At 59.3% G+C, this 14,031-nt stretch carries 13 protein-coding genes and 1 pseudogene; 10 read left to right on the plus strand and 4 right to left on the minus strand.

Annotation, left to right across the window (positions count from 1 at the left end):
- A pseudogene (locus ACQKEK_RS15555) lies at positions 1 to 234 on the plus strand (IS4 family transposase); the annotation flags it as partial.
- A gap of 170 nt (positions 235 to 404) precedes the next feature.
- Here the strand turns inward: ACQKEK_RS15555 and ACQKEK_RS15560 are convergent.
- The gene (locus ACQKEK_RS15560; protein ID WP_046162319.1) at positions 405 to 2,060 is read right to left on the minus strand and encodes an electron transfer flavoprotein-ubiquinone oxidoreductase; all 1,656 of its coding nucleotides are present in this window, start codon (positions 2,058 to 2,060) and stop codon (positions 405 to 407) included.
- A 330-nt stretch (positions 2,061 to 2,390) separates the two neighbouring features.
- Between ACQKEK_RS15560 and ACQKEK_RS15565 the strand changes: the two genes are divergently transcribed.
- The 7 genes from ACQKEK_RS15565 (at position 2,391) to ACQKEK_RS15595 (ending at position 8,247) form a co-directional block, all read left to right on the plus strand.
- Positions 2,391 to 3,140, plus strand: coding sequence for an electron transfer flavoprotein subunit beta/FixA family protein (locus ACQKEK_RS15565; RefSeq protein WP_499143692.1), 750 nt, complete (start codon positions 2,391 to 2,393; stop codon positions 3,138 to 3,140).
- Entirely contained in the window at positions 3,141 to 4,070 is a 930-nt protein-coding gene (locus tag ACQKEK_RS15570; protein WP_241528748.1) for an electron transfer flavoprotein subunit alpha/FixB family protein, read from the plus strand.
- A gap of 125 nt (positions 4,071 to 4,195) precedes the next feature.
- Complete coding sequence (locus ACQKEK_RS15575) at positions 4,196 to 5,020, plus strand: substrate-binding periplasmic protein (protein WP_499143693.1); 825 nt, start codon at positions 4,196 to 4,198, stop codon at positions 5,018 to 5,020.
- A gap of 48 nt (positions 5,021 to 5,068) precedes the next feature.
- A complete protein-coding gene (locus ACQKEK_RS15580; protein ID WP_499143846.1) occupies positions 5,069 to 5,368 on the plus strand; it encodes a DUF4398 domain-containing protein in 300 nt (99 codons plus the stop codon).
- Positions 5,365 to 6,171 (plus strand): OmpA family protein, encoded by an 807-nt coding sequence (locus ACQKEK_RS15585; protein WP_499143694.1) that lies wholly within the window; start codon positions 5,365 to 5,367, stop codon positions 6,169 to 6,171. Before ACQKEK_RS15580 ends, ACQKEK_RS15585 begins: the two co-directional genes overlap by 4 nt.
- A gap of 114 nt (positions 6,172 to 6,285) precedes the next feature.
- Entirely contained in the window at positions 6,286 to 7,716 is a 1,431-nt protein-coding gene (locus tag ACQKEK_RS15590) for an aminotransferase-like domain-containing protein (RefSeq protein WP_499143695.1), read from the plus strand.
- Between the two features lie 21 nt (positions 7,717 to 7,737).
- The gene (locus ACQKEK_RS15595; protein ID WP_499143696.1) at positions 7,738 to 8,247 is read left to right on the plus strand and encodes a hypothetical protein; all 510 of its coding nucleotides are present in this window, start codon (positions 7,738 to 7,740) and stop codon (positions 8,245 to 8,247) included.
- A 13-nt stretch (positions 8,248 to 8,260) separates the two neighbouring features.
- Here the strand turns inward: ACQKEK_RS15595 and ACQKEK_RS15600 are convergent, their stop codons facing one another.
- Both ACQKEK_RS15600 and ACQKEK_RS15605 read right to left on the minus strand, forming a co-directional pair.
- Positions 8,261 to 10,840 carry a bifunctional diguanylate cyclase/phosphodiesterase gene (locus ACQKEK_RS15600; protein WP_499143697.1) on the minus strand — a complete coding sequence of 860 codons (2,580 nt, stop codon included), beginning with the start codon at positions 10,838 to 10,840 and terminating at the stop codon, positions 8,261 to 8,263.
- 139 nt (positions 10,841 to 10,979) lie between these two features.
- On the minus strand, positions 10,980 to 11,147 hold the full coding sequence (locus tag ACQKEK_RS15605; protein WP_064503180.1) for a DUF2897 family protein: 168 nt from the start codon (positions 11,145 to 11,147) through the stop codon (positions 10,980 to 10,982).
- Positions 11,148 to 11,308: 161 nt separating this feature from the next.
- On the opposite strand from ACQKEK_RS15605, the gene pyrF reads away from it, so the two are divergent.
- Positions 11,309 to 12,004, plus strand: coding sequence for an orotidine-5'-phosphate decarboxylase (gene pyrF, locus ACQKEK_RS15610; RefSeq protein WP_499143698.1), 696 nt, complete (start codon positions 11,309 to 11,311; stop codon positions 12,002 to 12,004).
- A gap of 45 nt (positions 12,005 to 12,049) precedes the next feature.
- Here pyrF and ACQKEK_RS15615 read toward each other — a convergent pair whose 3' ends face one another.
- Positions 12,050 to 13,054, minus strand: a complete 1,005-nt coding sequence (locus tag ACQKEK_RS15615) for an NADP-dependent oxidoreductase (RefSeq protein ID WP_045425700.1) — start codon at positions 13,052 to 13,054, stop codon at positions 12,050 to 12,052.
- Positions 13,055 to 13,268: 214 nt separating this feature from the next.
- On the opposite strand from ACQKEK_RS15615, the gene ACQKEK_RS15620 reads away from it, so the two are divergent.
- Positions 13,269 to 14,030: an SDR family oxidoreductase gene (locus tag ACQKEK_RS15620; protein ID WP_046162309.1), complete on the plus strand. Its 762-nt coding sequence runs from the start codon at positions 13,269 to 13,271 to the stop codon at positions 14,028 to 14,030.
- Position 14,031 lies beyond the last annotated feature (1 nt).

Consider the following 14,031-nt stretch of genomic DNA (forward strand, 5'->3'; position numbering starts at 1 on the left):
GGTCGGGAGCCTTCAGATATAAGGTTCAAACCCGCCTGCCAGTACATCGCGGTGCAATTGATCGTCATGGCTGCGGCCAATCCGGTTTCGGCAACAGGAAGAAGGCTGGCTGAATTGCGGGGAGGTGTCGCAGGGCTGTTTCTGGATCACCGTCCAAGGCCAGGGAGGCCAAGGACGGTGAAAATTTCCAAAACCCGGTATCCGGTGGATCGTAAGGCTGCTCCGCTTAAGTGAACAGCATTAGGCCCAGGCCGGGGCTTTTCGTTTTCAGGGCTTTTTGCTAGGTGGCTGCGCTCTGGTGACCTTCTCGGTGGCACAGATGTTTATCGCAGTCGCCGAGGTAGTGGATCTTAAAAAGCAAAACCCCGCCGAGGCGGGGTTCGCTAAGCTGCAGGGCAGCCTTGTCACATGTTGGGGTAGTTCGGTCCCCCGGTGCCTTCCGGCGCGACCCAGACGATGTTCTGCGCCGGGTCCTTGATGTCACAGGTCTTGCAGTGCACGCAGTTCTGCGCGTTGATCTGGAAGCGTTTGCCACCGTCATCGCTGTCCACCACCTCGTAGACGCCGGCCGGGCAGTAACGCTGGGCAGGTTCGTCGTACATCGGCAGGTTCTTTTCGATCGGAATGCTCGGATCGATCAGTTTGAGGTGAACCGGCTGCTCCTCTTCATGGTTGGTGTTGGAGAGGAATACCGAACTCAGCTTGTCGAAGCTGAGCTTGCCGTCCGGTTTGGGGTAGTCGATCTTCTTCGACTCTGCGGCAGTCTTCAGGCACGCGTAGTCCGGCTTGGTGTCGTGTAGCGTGAACGGAATCTTACCGCTGAAAATGTTCTGGTCGATGAAGTTGAACGCACCGCCCTTGACGGCGCCCCACTTGTGAATCGCTGCGCCAAAATTGCGGCTGGCGTATAGCTCCTGATAAAGCCAGCTGGCTTTGAAACCCTCTTCATAGCCGGTCAGCTCGTCGCCACCTTCACGGCCGGCGAATAAGGCGTCCGCTACCGCTTCTGCCGCCAGCATGCCGGACTTCATGGCGGTATGGCTGCCCTTGATCTTGGCGAAGTTCAGGGTGCCGGCATCGCAGCCGATCAATGCGCCGCCATTGAACACCATCTTCGGCAGCGAATTGATGCCGCCTTTGGCGATCGCCCGCGCGCCGTAGGAAACGCGCTTGCCGCCCTCCAGGTACTGCTTGATCACCGGATGATGCTTGTAGCGCTGGAACTCATCGAACGGGGAGAGGTACGGGTTGCTGTAGGAGAGATCGACGATCAGCCCGACCACGACCTGGTTGTTTTCCAGGTGATAGAGGAACGAGCCGCCGGTGTTATCGTCGTTCAGCGGCCAGCCTGCAGTGTGCACGACCAGACCCTGCTCGTGCTTGGCTGGGTCGATGTCCCAGAGCTCCTTGATGCCTATCCCGTAGTGCTGCGGATCGACATTGGCGTTGAGCTGGAAGCGGTTGATCAGCTGCTTGCCGATATGGCCACGGCAGCCTTCGGCGAACAGGGTGTACTTGGCACGCAGTTCCATGCCGGGGGTGTACATGCCTTCCTTCGGATTGCCTTCACGGTCCACGCCGAGGTCGCCGGTAAGGATGCCGCGAACCACACCCTGCTCGTCGATCAGCGCTTCCTGGGCTGCGAAGCCGGGATAGATCTCGACGCCGAGGTTTTCAGCCTGCTGGGCTAGCCAGCGACAAAAGTTACCCAGCGAAATGATGTAATTGCCTTCGTTGTGCATGGTTTTGGGGACCAGCGCATTGGGCAGCTTGCGAGCGGCTTCGGCAGTCTTGAGCAGGTAGATGTCGTCACGCTTGACTGGCGTGTTGAGCGGCGCCTCCAGTTCTTTCCAGTTGGGAAAGAGCTCATTCAGGGCGCGCGGCTCGAACACGGCACCGGATAGGATGTGGGCGCCAACTTCGGAACCCTTCTCAACGACGCAGACGCTGATTTCCTTTCCGGCATCGGCGGCTCGCTGCTTCAGTCGGCAGGCAGCGGACAGGCCCGCGGGGCCGGCGCCGACGATGACTACGTCGAATTCCATGTATTCGCGTTCCATTGGCTATCTCCTACTCAAGGCTTGATTGTTTTATAGATAGTGGAGGGCTGGATCGTATCCCTGACCAAGCCGAGCTGCCGCATTATATATAGACGCCCGAAAGGGTCCAATACAAACGTTTGTTTGAATTTCTCTCAAGCCTGATAGAATCCGGAAACAGCGGCTTATAACGGGTCATTTGCGTTGTTGACCCCAGCTGTTGCCTGCAGTCAAGATACGGGCAGTTTTGTGCTCGCCGAACAGGTCCGAAGGCTAATGGCGGCCCGGTCCTTGAGCATGGCTCGGTTCGCCTCGGCGAAATTCTATTCACCGGAGAGTAACGAGGAATCCATGAAGATTCTTGTAGCTGTCAAACGAGTGGTCGATTACAACGTCAAGGTTCGCGTCAAGGCGGACAACTCCGGCGTCGACCTCGCCAACGTCAAAATGTCGATGAACCCCTTCTGCGAAATCGCTGTTGAAGAAGCCGTACGCCTGAAAGAGAAAGGCGTGGCGAGCGAAATCGTCGTGGTTTCCATCGGTCCGACCGCTGCCCAGGAGCAGCTGCGCACCGCGCTGGCACTGGGTGCCGATCGCGCCGTGCTGGTCGAGTCCAGCGAAGAGCTCAATTCCTTGGCCGTTGCCAAACTTCTGAAGGCTGTTGTCGACAAAGAGCAGCCGCAGCTGGTGATCCTTGGCAAACAGGCCATCGACAGTGACAACAACCAGACTGGCCAGATGCTCGGTGCGCTGACTGGGTTCGCCCAGGGCACTTTCGCCTCGAAAGTCGAAGTGGCGGGCGACAAGGTGAACGTTGAGCGCGAAATCGACGGCGGCGCGCAAACCGTTGCGTTGAATCTGCCAGCAATCGTGACCACGGATTTGCGCCTGAACGAGCCGCGCTACGCGTCGCTGCCTAACATCATGAAGGCCAAGAAGAAGCCGCTGGAAGTGCTGACGCCGGACGCGCTCGGCGTAACCACCACTTCCACCGTGAAGACCCTGAAAGTCGAAGCGCCGGCCGCACGCAGCGCAGGTATCAAGGTCAAGTCCGTGGCTGAACTGGTCGAGAAACTGAAGAACGAGGCGAAGGTAATCTAAATGACTATCCTGGTTATCGCTGAACACAACAACGCCGTTCTGGCTGCTGCCACTCTGAACACCGTGGCCGCGGCCAAGGCGATCGGCGGCGACATTCATGTGCTGGTTGCCGGTGCCGGTTGCGCTGCGATCGGTGAAGCTGCAGCCAAGATCGAAGGCGTTTCCAAGGTACTTGTCGCCGACGATGCTGCCTACGCCAATCAGCTGCCGGAAAACGTTGCGCCGCTGATTGCCGATCTGGCGAAGGATTACAGCCACGTACTGGCTGCTGCCACTACCAACGGCAAGAACTTCCTGCCACGCGTCGCCGCCAAGCTGGACGTTGATCAGATCTCTGAAATCATCGCTGTTGAAAGCCCGGACACCTTCAAGCGTCCGATCTATGCCGGTAACGCCATTGCCACCGTGCAATCCAGCGCAGCGATCAAGGTTATTACCGTGCGTGCCACTGGTTTTGATCCGGTCAATGCCGAAGGGGGTTCGGCAGCTGTCGAGCAGGTTTCCGGTACTGGCGATGCGGGCGTTTCCTCGTTCGTTGGCGAGGAACTGGCCAAGTCTGATCGTCCTGAGCTGACGGCTGCGAAGATCGTTGTCTCCGGTGGTCGCGGCATGCAGAACGGTGACAACTTCAAGCACCTCTACTCGCTGGCCGACAAACTCGGCGCCGCCGTTGGTGCCTCGCGTGCCGCGGTCGATGCCGGTTTCGTGCCGAACGACATGCAGGTCGGTCAGACGGGCAAGATCGTTGCGCCGCAGCTGTACATCGCAGTCGGTATCTCCGGAGCGATCCAGCACCTCGCGGGCATGAAGGACTCCAAGGTAATCGTCGCGATCAACAAGGACGAGGAGGCGCCTATCTTCCAGGTTGCCGACTATGGCCTGGTTGGCGATCTATTCGAGATCCTGCCAGAGCTTGAAGAGCTGGTGTGACCGACTAGGTTGAAAAACCCGCTCTCGCAGCGGGTTTTTTTATGGGCGCTTGGCTGCGTTGCCCAATGGTAAGATTCCTGCAGGCGCGAGAGGCGCCTGTCCGATTTCGAACAATGAGGTTTTCCATGCGCTGTGCCGTTCCGCTGAAGTCCGCCTTGCTCGCCTTGTTGTTGGCAACACCTCTCGCGACGCACGCGGCGGCTGCAAAGTGTGACCGGCTGATCGCGACCGGCGGTGCGGACAACCCGCCTTTTCTCTGGCGTGATCCGCAAAACCCCAAACGTCTGGTGGGTGCGAATGCCGATCTGCTGAAAAGGATCACCGACTCGCTCGATTTGAAACTTGACGTGCTCTACACAGGTGACGCGCCGAAGGCGCTTGAGCAAGTGCGCAGCGGCCGAGTGGACGTACTGGCCGATGCGGTACTGTCTCCCAGTGAGCTGGCCTATTTGGACTTTATCCATCCATCGATCACTAACTTGCAGATGTCTGCCTGGGTACGTCAGGAGCCGGGGTTCCTCTACTCCAATCGGGAGGATCTGGCAGGTCGCTCGGGCATTTATGTCACGACGGCTGGCTTTGGCAGTGCATTCGACAGCTATGCCAAAGACAACCTTAATCTGCGCTCGGTGTCGAGCCTGGCCAAGGCGCTAAGCGCACTGTTGGCGGGCAAAGCTGATTATGTGCTGCATGAGCGCTACAGCCTGATTGCATATGCAGCCCGACAGGGATTGCTAGCCGATATACAGCGGTTGGACCCACCGGTTTTCATCCGCGGTTTGCATTTTGCGGTCGCTCACGACTCGGCCTGCAACGGGCCATGGCTGCGCGGACAGCTGGCGATAAAAATGACAGAATTGCGAGCCGCTGGAGTGCCGCAGCAACTGCTGGTGGACAACATCGAGCGCTGGAAGCAGCAGTCAGCGTCGACACGCAATTCACAACGGTAGGATCGTCACTTGATAAAACATTTTTGCGGCACGCTCGTGCTGTTCGCAATGGTTGGTTGTGCCAGCGATCCCGCTCCCATTGAACAGCTGCGACTTACCGAGCAGGCGTTGAACCAGGCTCGCTCGTTGGGCGCTTCGGAACTGACACTGGCTGAGCAGAAACTGGCGGCTGCGGAGGCAGCGATGAAGGGCGAGCATTATCGAGAGGCACGCCTGCAAGCCGAGCAAGCCGAACTTGACGCGCGACTTGCCGAGGCCCGCGTGCTTAATGATAAAAGTCAGCAGGAGCTGGCGGAGTTGCACCGCCGCATCGCGCGCTTGCGAGAACAGCTGGGAGCGTTGCAGTGAAGCCGGTCTATCTAATACCCGCGCTGCTGGTTGCGCTTGGCGCACTTCCAGGTTGCGCGACGCTCGAGTCGCAGCAGCAGCTGGAAGACGCAGCCATGACTTTTCAGAGCATCAGTGAAGTGCCGCAGATCCTTCAGGATGCGCCCAAGGACGTGATGCGAGCGGGCGAGTCACTGGAGCGCGCAAAGCGCTTCGCTGGCTACTGGGGCAGCGCAGAGGATGTCATTCATTATGCCTACCTCAGCAAACGTTATAGCGAGATTGCCCGCCAGCACAGCGAACAGTTACAGAATCAAAGGCGCGCGACCCAGCTGAGCATGGAGCTAGAGCGTCTACGTCAGGCTGTACAGGAAGCCAGGATGCTCGACATGCAACATCAGGGGCGCTGGCTGGAGGATCAGATGGCCAGCCTGGCGGCTGCCGAGACCGATCGCGGTCTGGTCATGACCCTGGGTGACGTGCTGTTCAGGGCAGCCAGTGCCGAACTAGGCGCATCCGCCAACCGCACGCTGCTCAAGGTCGTCCATTTCCTGCAGCTCAATCCCAAGCGGCGGGTCCGGATCGAGGGCTATACGGACAATCGAGGGGATGCGGCCGAAAACCTCGCCTTGTCCAAGGCGCGTGCGCAAACGGTCGGCGACTTCATGCAGAGCCTCGGGATCGATGCGGGGCGTATCGAGGTGGTCGGCTATGGCGAGCAATATCGCGTCGCCGAGAACGCGTCGGCGCGCGGGCGTGCACAGAATCGGCGGGTCGAGATTTTATTTTCTGACGAGCAAGGACGTCTGAGCAGCCCCCGTTGAACTCAGATGGTTAGAAAGGTAACTGACTGTGTCGGCGAGTTAGCGGATAACTGTATTGGTCGTGCATAACGGTGTTGTACTACTGTTATGGTCCAGTTGGCGGAGACGGACGAAATGACCAATCTGTTGCTTTATCAGCGTATTGCACACCAGCTCGCCGACGATATCCGGCGAGGCGTCTATCGCCCGGGCGAGCGGGTGCCCTCGGTGCGCAAAATGAGCATGCAGCTGAACGTCAGCCACGCGACGGTCCTGCAGGCCTATGCCAATCTGGAAGACCAGGGCATGATCCGCGCCCGTCCGCAATCCGGTTTCTACGTTCATCACACTCCCGCACTGACCGCGCCTACACCGGATATCGCTCAGGTCGAACGGCCGACGTTGGTCACCCGCAGCAGCATCATCAATCAGGTGCTCAGTGAATCGCGCCGTGACGGGCTTATACCGCTGGGTGCCGCCGTACCGCACGTGGACTATCTACCGGCTCGTGCGTTACATCAACAGCTCGCCAAAGTCACTCGTTTCCAGAGTCAGCAGGCGTTCAGCTACATGTTCAGCCCCGGCTACGAGCCGCTGCGCCGGCAGGTAGCGATTCGCATGCGCGACGCGGGCGTGGTCGTCGGCCCTGATGACGTGGTGATTACGCACGGCTGCGTCGATGCGCTGCAGATGTCCTTGCGCGTGCTGACCAAACCCGGCGATTTGATCGCAGCGGAGTCGCCCAGTTACTACGGTTTGCTGCAATTGGCCGATTTGCTCGGGCTCAAGGTGATCGAGATCCCTTGTGATCCGGATACCGGGCTTAGCCTTGAAGCGTTGCAGCTGGCGGCCAGCCAGTGGCCGATCAAGGCGCTGGTACTGACGGCGCGTTTAAGCAATCCGCTCGGTGGCAGTGTTCCCGACGTACGGCAGAAGCAGTTGCTGAAGCTGGCAGCGAATTTCGACATTCAGATTGTCGAAGACGATATCTACGGCGAGTTGCTGTTCGACGTAGGATCGATCCGGGCGCTCAAATCCAATGATACCGAGGGGCGGGTGATTTATTGCTCAAGCTTCTCCAAGACCATTTCACCCGGTGTGCGTATTGGCTGGATTATTCCTGGCCGCTACCGTGAAGAGATAAAGCGTTTGCAGACCTTCAGCACGCATTCGGCCTGCAGTGTTACGCAAATGGGCGTTGCCGCGTATTTGGAAAATGGGGGTTATGACCGCCATTTGCGCTACATCCGCCACGAGTACCGGAAGAATCTCAGCGCTTTCCAATTGGCCGTGCAACGTTACTTCCCGGAAGGCACTCAGATGACTCGGCCTACGGGCGGTTTCATCCTCTGGGTCAGCTTACCGGCTCGGGTGAATACGAAGGATCTGCATGTCCAGGCGTTGAAGCGTGGGATCAGCATCGCGCCGGGTCTGATTTTCAGCAACACTGAGCAGTTCAATCACTGTGTGCGGCTCAACTGCGCGCTGCCCTGGACGGCCGAGGCGGAGCGAGCATTGGAGACCTTGGGTGAGCTTGCTGGAGAGCTTTGCCGACAATCGAGCTAATTGATATGAGGAGGGCGGGAGATGAGATGGCTGATGTTGGTGGGGCTATCGCTCCTTGGCGCCTGCGACAAGGTTCCGGATCAGCCTGCGCCTCCTGCACCGCCCAAGGTCACTGTTTCGACGCCTGATACTGCTGCGCCGGTAATAGCCGAGCCCAAGCTGGATGCGAGGGATCGCCCGGAGAGCATCGAGATCGAAACCGAGTCGGCTTTGGTAGCGAACCCCGAACCATCACCAAACGAACCCGCGGCCCCTCCGCCAAAGGTCAAGGGTGCACCCGCCGCTGCGCCAAAGACCAAGCTGGAGAAGGTGGAACTGCCCGAGCCGGATCTCGACCTGAGCCTACCGGAGGATTGGACCGAAAGCCTCGGTCCAGCGGACGAGCCGACGAACCTGAGTTTGCTTCCGCCGCTGTTCGAATCCAGCCAGGATTCTCGCTCGCTGCAGATGAGCGGCGAGCTTTTGCCAGGCATGGCCCAGGACGAAGCCATCATCGATGGGGCGCAGATCAATTTCGAACTCAAGCGTTGAACGTGCTGACGGATTATTGATTCGCCTCGTCGGCCGGTCGGGCCTTGCTGAGCAACGCGCTGAGCTCCTTCGCGGGCAGCGGATGGCTCATGTGGAACCCTTGCAGTTCGCTACAACCGTCAGCCAGCAGTAGGTTCAGCTGTTCCAGCGTTTCCACACCTTCAGCGGTAACGCGCATACGCAAACCACGGCCGAGGTCGATCAACGCTTTGACAATGGAATGGTTTTCTACTGAGAGGGACATGCCCGCAATGAAACTGCCGTCGATCTTGATCATGTCGAACGGGTAGTTACGCAGATTGCTCAGCGATGAGTAGCCAGTGCCGAAGTCATCCATTGCCAGCCGCAGGCCGAGCGATTTCAGCCGATTGAGCACATCCAGAGTGCTCTCGTTTTCCTGCAGCAACGCGGTTTCGGTAATCTCCAGTTCCAGTCGGTTTGCGGGCAAGCCACTATCACCGAGCCCGCTGACTATCACCTGGTAGAGATCGCCAATGCGAAGTTGCAGCGGCGATAGATTGACAGACACGACCAGGTCATCACTCCAGTTTGCCGCCTCGAAGCAGGCCTCGCGCAGCACCCATTCGCCCAGTGGCACGATCAGCCCGGTCTCTTCTGCCAGCGGAATGAATTGTTCGGGTAGCAGTAGGCCCCGGCTGGGATGGTGCCAACGCAGCAACGCTTCAGCTCCATTGATACGCATGTCTTCGCTCAGATAACGGGGCTGGTAATACGCTTCGAACTGACCTTCGGCAATTGCTTGGCGCAGCTCGTCTTCCTGATTGCGCCGTTCGTGCAGTCGCTTGTCCATCTCGACGCCATAGAAGCACCAAGTGCCACGCCCGTCGGTCTTGGCCTGATACAAGGCGATGTCGGCGCACCGCAGCAGCTCGCTGGCCTGGCTGGCATCGGTAGGCGCCAAGGCAATTCCGACGCTGGCGCCTATATGAATCTGCTTGTCCTCATAGCTGAATGGCTCGCTGATGGCACCGACAACGCGGGCACATAGCGCCTCAATGTCTTCGTTGTGTTGTAGGCGGCTCATCACCATGACGAACTCATCGCCGCCCAGGCGGGCGACCAGATCGTCACCTCTGATGCACTGTTTCAGACGGTTGGCGACACCGATAAGGACCTCGTCGCCGGCGCCATGACCGAGGGTGTCATTCACCGGCTTGAAGCGGTCCAGATCGATATAGAGAACGGTCAGCCGCGACGCGGTGGTTAGTGAATTAAGTTTGCTCTCGAGGTAATCGCGCAGCCGGTTACGGTTGGGCAAGCCGGTCAAGGCGTCATGCTGAGACAAGTATTGGACACGAGCCTGTGCCTTGGTCTCTTCGGTGACATCGCTGGCAGTGCCGCGATATCCCAGCAGTTGGCCGCCGTCGTGGATCTCCCGGGCAGACAAGCGGCAATGCCGCACGCATCCATCCGCGGCGTGATAGCTGCAACGCAGCGGCACGTTGTGTTTACTGCTCAGCCATTCCTGCAGTGCGGCGTGATCAGTGACCAGCAGGTCGATCAGCGGGCGGCCAATCCAGGTCGCAGGCACATGCCCGGTAATTTCCTCGAAGCGGGCAGACAGGTAGGTGAGATGGACGTGCTGGTCCGTTTCCCATATCCAGTCGGAAGCAGCTTCCGCCACGTCACGAAAACGCTCTTCACTGGCCGCCAATGCGGTGCGGCTGATCACCAGACGCCTGTAGCTGGCGTCCATGATGCGGACGGTTTTGAGTGCCTGGCACAACAGCAGCCAAGCCAGCAGGCTGAGCCCGAGAGTGACTGCACCGAGCACCGGCAACGTGATCCACAGCAGATATTCGCCGGGTTGCGACACGCTCCAGGTAAAACGCACTGGCGAGCCATCGAGCCTGTTAAGTTTGACCTGTGCACCCTCGATATGCTCGTTGCCGCGGTCTACGCGCAGGCCTTCGACGGCGTAGGCTTCTCCGAGGTCAAGCAGCCAGTCGGGGTCCATCAGGTCAACGAAGACCAATACCGAGGCAGGCCCGGGTTGCTCTTCGATATCGCTGCCGCCGGTGGTCATCACTGCAGCAGTCGCCATGGCTGGATGGCCTTCGGCAGTGAGGATGCCAGCGGACGTCTCGTCATCCTCAAGGGCTATTCGGGCAGCGGTCAGCAGCGTTTTTAGCCCGTTCTCAAGCCATTGCTGCGCATCGACCTGAACGAGTTCACCGCGAATGACCGAGTAGGTGGTTTTCCCGTCCGGATCGATCACGAAAACGGCGTCGTAGCCAAAATCCTGGTACAGCGAAGGCCCCAGGTTTTCTTGTTCGTATGCCCAGTTCAGGTTCACCCGACTGCTCAGATTGGCATAGGCATCACCCCAGAACGCGTTATCCGCCACGTGGCGGCTCATGCCGCGTTGGTGCGCTTCAAACGCCTTGCCCGTCAGGAAGCGCTCCCGCACAAGCGCATCACTGTCAATAGTGCTGGCGATTTGGATAACCGCAACCGCAGCCGCCAGAAGCGCGGCCGCCAATAGGCAGGCGATGCCGGGCAGGGTGCGACGAGCGAAGGCGCTTTTGGCGTTGGGGTCGAGGTTGTCGGTGAGGGAGCGAGATGCTGACATTCAATCATCCTGTTGAGAGGATGAATGATCGCCTGAATCATGGCTAAAGGCCATCGGCGGCCGCTGATTGTAGCACTTTATAGACGCGCGGTTCATAGGTGCCAAGCCGAGTGGACGCAATGCTACGCCAAGGCTGTGTTCAGCGATCCCGAGCGTCTTGGGCATCTGCCTCGGCATTACGCTGAGCGATGCGCTGTTTTTGCTCGTCGGTCAGCGGAATCTTGCGGGCCCCTGCGCGCAACATCAGCAAGCCGCCGATGATTGTTCCGATTACGAGAGCCAGTAAAAGCCAGATATACCAAGGCATGCGAGTTCTCCAGTAGCTTGATCGGTATGTGCACCACCTTACGCCCGGCTGCAGCGTTAGGCCATCCCGGCGCGGGCTGTGGCCTTGCGGGCGTCTGAGCAGCTCCGCCGGTTACCGGTTTTTCTGCGACAATACGCGCCGAATTTTGCCGAGGACGTGCCATGCCCTGCCAGACTCCGATCATCGTTGCGCTCGATTTTCCCTCCCGTGATGCTGCGCTGGCATTGGCCGGCCAACTGGACCCGGCTCTGTGTCGCGTCAAGGTCGGCAAGGAACTGTTCACCCGTTGCGGCCCACCGGTGGTGGAAGCTTTGCAGGCCAAAGGCTTCGAGGTGTTTCTCGACTTGAAATTCCACGACATCCCCAACACCACGGCTATGGCCGTCAAGGCGGCAGCAGAGCTGGGCGTGTGGATGGTCAACGTGCATTGCTCCGGCGGCCTGAGGATGATGACCGCTTGCCGGGAAGCGCTGGATAAGCTGAGCGGGCAGAAGCCGCTGCTGATCGGCGTTACGGTGTTGACCAGCATGGAGCAGGCAGACCTTGCTGACATCGGCCTGAATCTGCCACCGCAGCAGCAAGTATTGCGTCTCGCAGGGCTGGCTGAGAAGGCGGGGCTGGATGGGCTGGTCTGCTCGGCTCAGGAGGCGCAGCCCTTGAAGGCGCAGTTCGCCGGTTTGCAGCTGGTGACGCCGGGCATTCGTCCCGCCGGCAGCGCAGCGGATGATCAGCGGCGCATTCTCACCCCTGCGCAGGCGATTACAGCAGGTTCAGATTATTTAGTGATCGGCCGCCCGATCGCCCAGGCCGCCGATCCAGCTCAGGCGTTGGCAGCAGTCGTTGCAGAACTGGCGTGATCGATTAGCCGGCCGCTATCGCGGCGACCGGCGATTTTACCCCGCTCAGCTGACCTTCAGCACCAGCTTGCCGAAGTTGCCGCCGGTGAACAGCTTCATCAATGTCTCTGGGAAAGTCTCCAGGCCCTCGACGACATCTTCCTTGCTCTTCAGCTCGCCGCTCTGCATCCAGCCAGCCATGTCTTTCATGGCTTCTGGATAACGTGAGACATAATCCATCACCACCATGCCTTGCATACGCCCGCGGTTGACCAGCAACGACAGGTAGTTGGCCGGGCCTTTGACTGCCTCCTTGTTGTTGTACTGGCTGATAGCACCGCAGATGACGATGCGCGCCCCAACGGCAATGCGCGTCAGCACTGCATCGAGGATGTCGCCGCCCACGTTGTCGAAATAGACATCAACGCCCTTCGGGCATTCGCGCTTCAGCCCTGCTGCAACATCCTCACTCTTGTAATCGATGGCGGCGTCGAATCCGAGCTCCTCGGTGAGGAAGCGGCACTTGTCGGCGCCACCGGCGATCCCAACTACGCGACAGCCTTTGATTTTGGCGATCTGCCCCGCGACGCTGCCAACCGCTCCGGCTGCACCGGAAATCACCACGGTTTCGCCGGCTTTCGGTTCGCCCACAGACAGCAGACCGAAGTAGGCGGTCATGCCAGTCATGCCTAGTGCAGACAGGTAGCGAGGCAGTGGCGCCTGGTTCGGATCAACCTTGTAGAAGCCTTTCGGCTCACCGAGAAAGTAGTCCTGCACGCCCAGCGCGCCATTGACGTAATCGCCTTCGGCAAACCCTGGATGTTGGGAGGCGATGACCTTTCCCACGCCGAGGGCACGCATCACCTCGCCAATGCCGACCGGGGGGATGTAGGACTTGGCATCGTTCATCCAGCCCCGCATGGCTGGGTCAAGCGACAGGTATTCGTTCTTGACCAGTATCTGGTTCTGGCCGAGTTCGCCCAGCGGTTTTTCCGCGTACTCGAAGGTTTCGCGGTTAGGTGCGCCAACCGGGCGCTTGGCCAGCAGGAACTGGCGATTGGTCTTGTCCATGGAAACCTCTTTTGTGTGCAAACCCTTGGTTTAGCCTCCCTGGCGCAGCACTGCAAGCAAGGCGGGTGCGCTGGAATGCATTGGCATCCGCGTGAGTGATATCGCCATCCCCTGCTTAATCGAAGGGAAGGATGGCGGTATAACCATGACCAGGGTTTGGCTTGTAGTCACATTCGGACTCGGCGCCTTCATTAATTCGATCAGGGTATCTAGCATGAGCATGTCTTTTTCCGGTCAGGTTGCATTGGTTACCGGCGGTGCGGCAGGCATTGGCCGCGCGACAGCATTGGCGTTCGCCGAGCAGGGGCTGAAGGTAGTCGTGGCTGATGTGGATGAGCAAGGCGGGGCGGCTTGCGCCGAAGCCATTCGTGAGGCTGGCGGCGAGGCTGTATTCGTGCGCTGTGACGTTACCCGCGACGCGGAGGTCAAGGCGATGGTCGAGCAGGCTGTGGCGACCTATGGGCGCATCGACTACGCCTTCAACAATGCCGGAATCGAAATCGAACAGGGCCGCCTGGCTGAAGGCAGTGAAGCTGAGTTCGACGCCATCATGGGGGTCAACGTCAAAGGCGTCTGGCTGTGCATGAAGCACCAGCTACCGCTAATGCTCGCACAGGGCGGCGGCGCCATCGTCAATACGGCGTCGGTGGCAGGCCTGGGGGCAGCACCGAAGATGAGCATCTATTCGGCGTCCAAGCATGCGGTCATTGGCCTGACCAAGTCGGCAGCCATCGAGTACGCCAAGAAGAAAATCAGGGTCAACGCCGTCTGCCCGGCTGTGATCGATACCGACATGTTTCGTCGTGCTTATGAGGCGGATCCACGCAAGGCAGAGTTCGCCGCTGCCATGCATCCGGTAGGTCGTGTAGGCAAGGTTGAAGAAATTGCCGCTGCAGTGCTCTATCTCTGCAGCGATGGTGCGGCCTTTACCACCGGCCACGCGCTGGCGGTCGATGGCGGTGCCACGGCGATCTGAT

This window comes from Pseudomonas sp. NPDC077408 (assembly GCF_050269105.1).
In the GTDB taxonomy this organism is placed as follows: Bacteria; Pseudomonadota; Gammaproteobacteria; order Pseudomonadales; family Pseudomonadaceae; genus Stutzerimonas.

Excerpts from the sequence above, each read along its gene's own strand:
- ACQKEK_RS15560 (WP_046162319.1), bottom strand. The coding sequence starts at position 2,060 with ATGGAACGCGAATACATGGAATTCGACGTAGTCATCGTCGGCGCCGGC.
- ACQKEK_RS15565 (WP_499143692.1), top strand. The coding sequence starts at position 2,391 with ATGAAGATTCTTGTAGCTGTCAAACGAGTGGTCGATTACAACGTCAAG.
- ACQKEK_RS15570 (WP_241528748.1), top strand. The coding sequence starts at position 3,141 with ATGACTATCCTGGTTATCGCTGAACACAACAACGCCGTTCTGGCTGCT.
- ACQKEK_RS15575 (WP_499143693.1), top strand. The coding sequence starts at position 4,196 with ATGCGCTGTGCCGTTCCGCTGAAGTCCGCCTTGCTCGCCTTGTTGTTG.
- ACQKEK_RS15580 (WP_499143846.1), top strand. The coding sequence starts at position 5,069 with ATGGTTGGTTGTGCCAGCGATCCCGCTCCCATTGAACAGCTGCGACTT.
- ACQKEK_RS15590 (WP_499143695.1), top strand. The coding sequence starts at position 6,286 with ATGACCAATCTGTTGCTTTATCAGCGTATTGCACACCAGCTCGCCGAC.
- ACQKEK_RS15595 (WP_499143696.1), top strand. The coding sequence starts at position 7,738 with ATGAGATGGCTGATGTTGGTGGGGCTATCGCTCCTTGGCGCCTGCGAC.
- ACQKEK_RS15600 (WP_499143697.1), bottom strand. The coding sequence starts at position 10,840 with ATGTCAGCATCTCGCTCCCTCACCGACAACCTCGACCCCAACGCCAAA.
- ACQKEK_RS15605 (WP_064503180.1), bottom strand. The coding sequence starts at position 11,147 with ATGCCTTGGTATATCTGGCTTTTACTGGCTCTCGTAATCGGAACAATC.
- pyrF (WP_499143698.1), top strand. The coding sequence starts at position 11,309 with ATGCCCTGCCAGACTCCGATCATCGTTGCGCTCGATTTTCCCTCCCGT.
- ACQKEK_RS15615 (WP_045425700.1), bottom strand. The coding sequence starts at position 13,054 with ATGGACAAGACCAATCGCCAGTTCCTGCTGGCCAAGCGCCCGGTTGGC.
- ACQKEK_RS15620 (WP_046162309.1), top strand. The coding sequence starts at position 13,269 with ATGAGCATGTCTTTTTCCGGTCAGGTTGCATTGGTTACCGGCGGTGCG.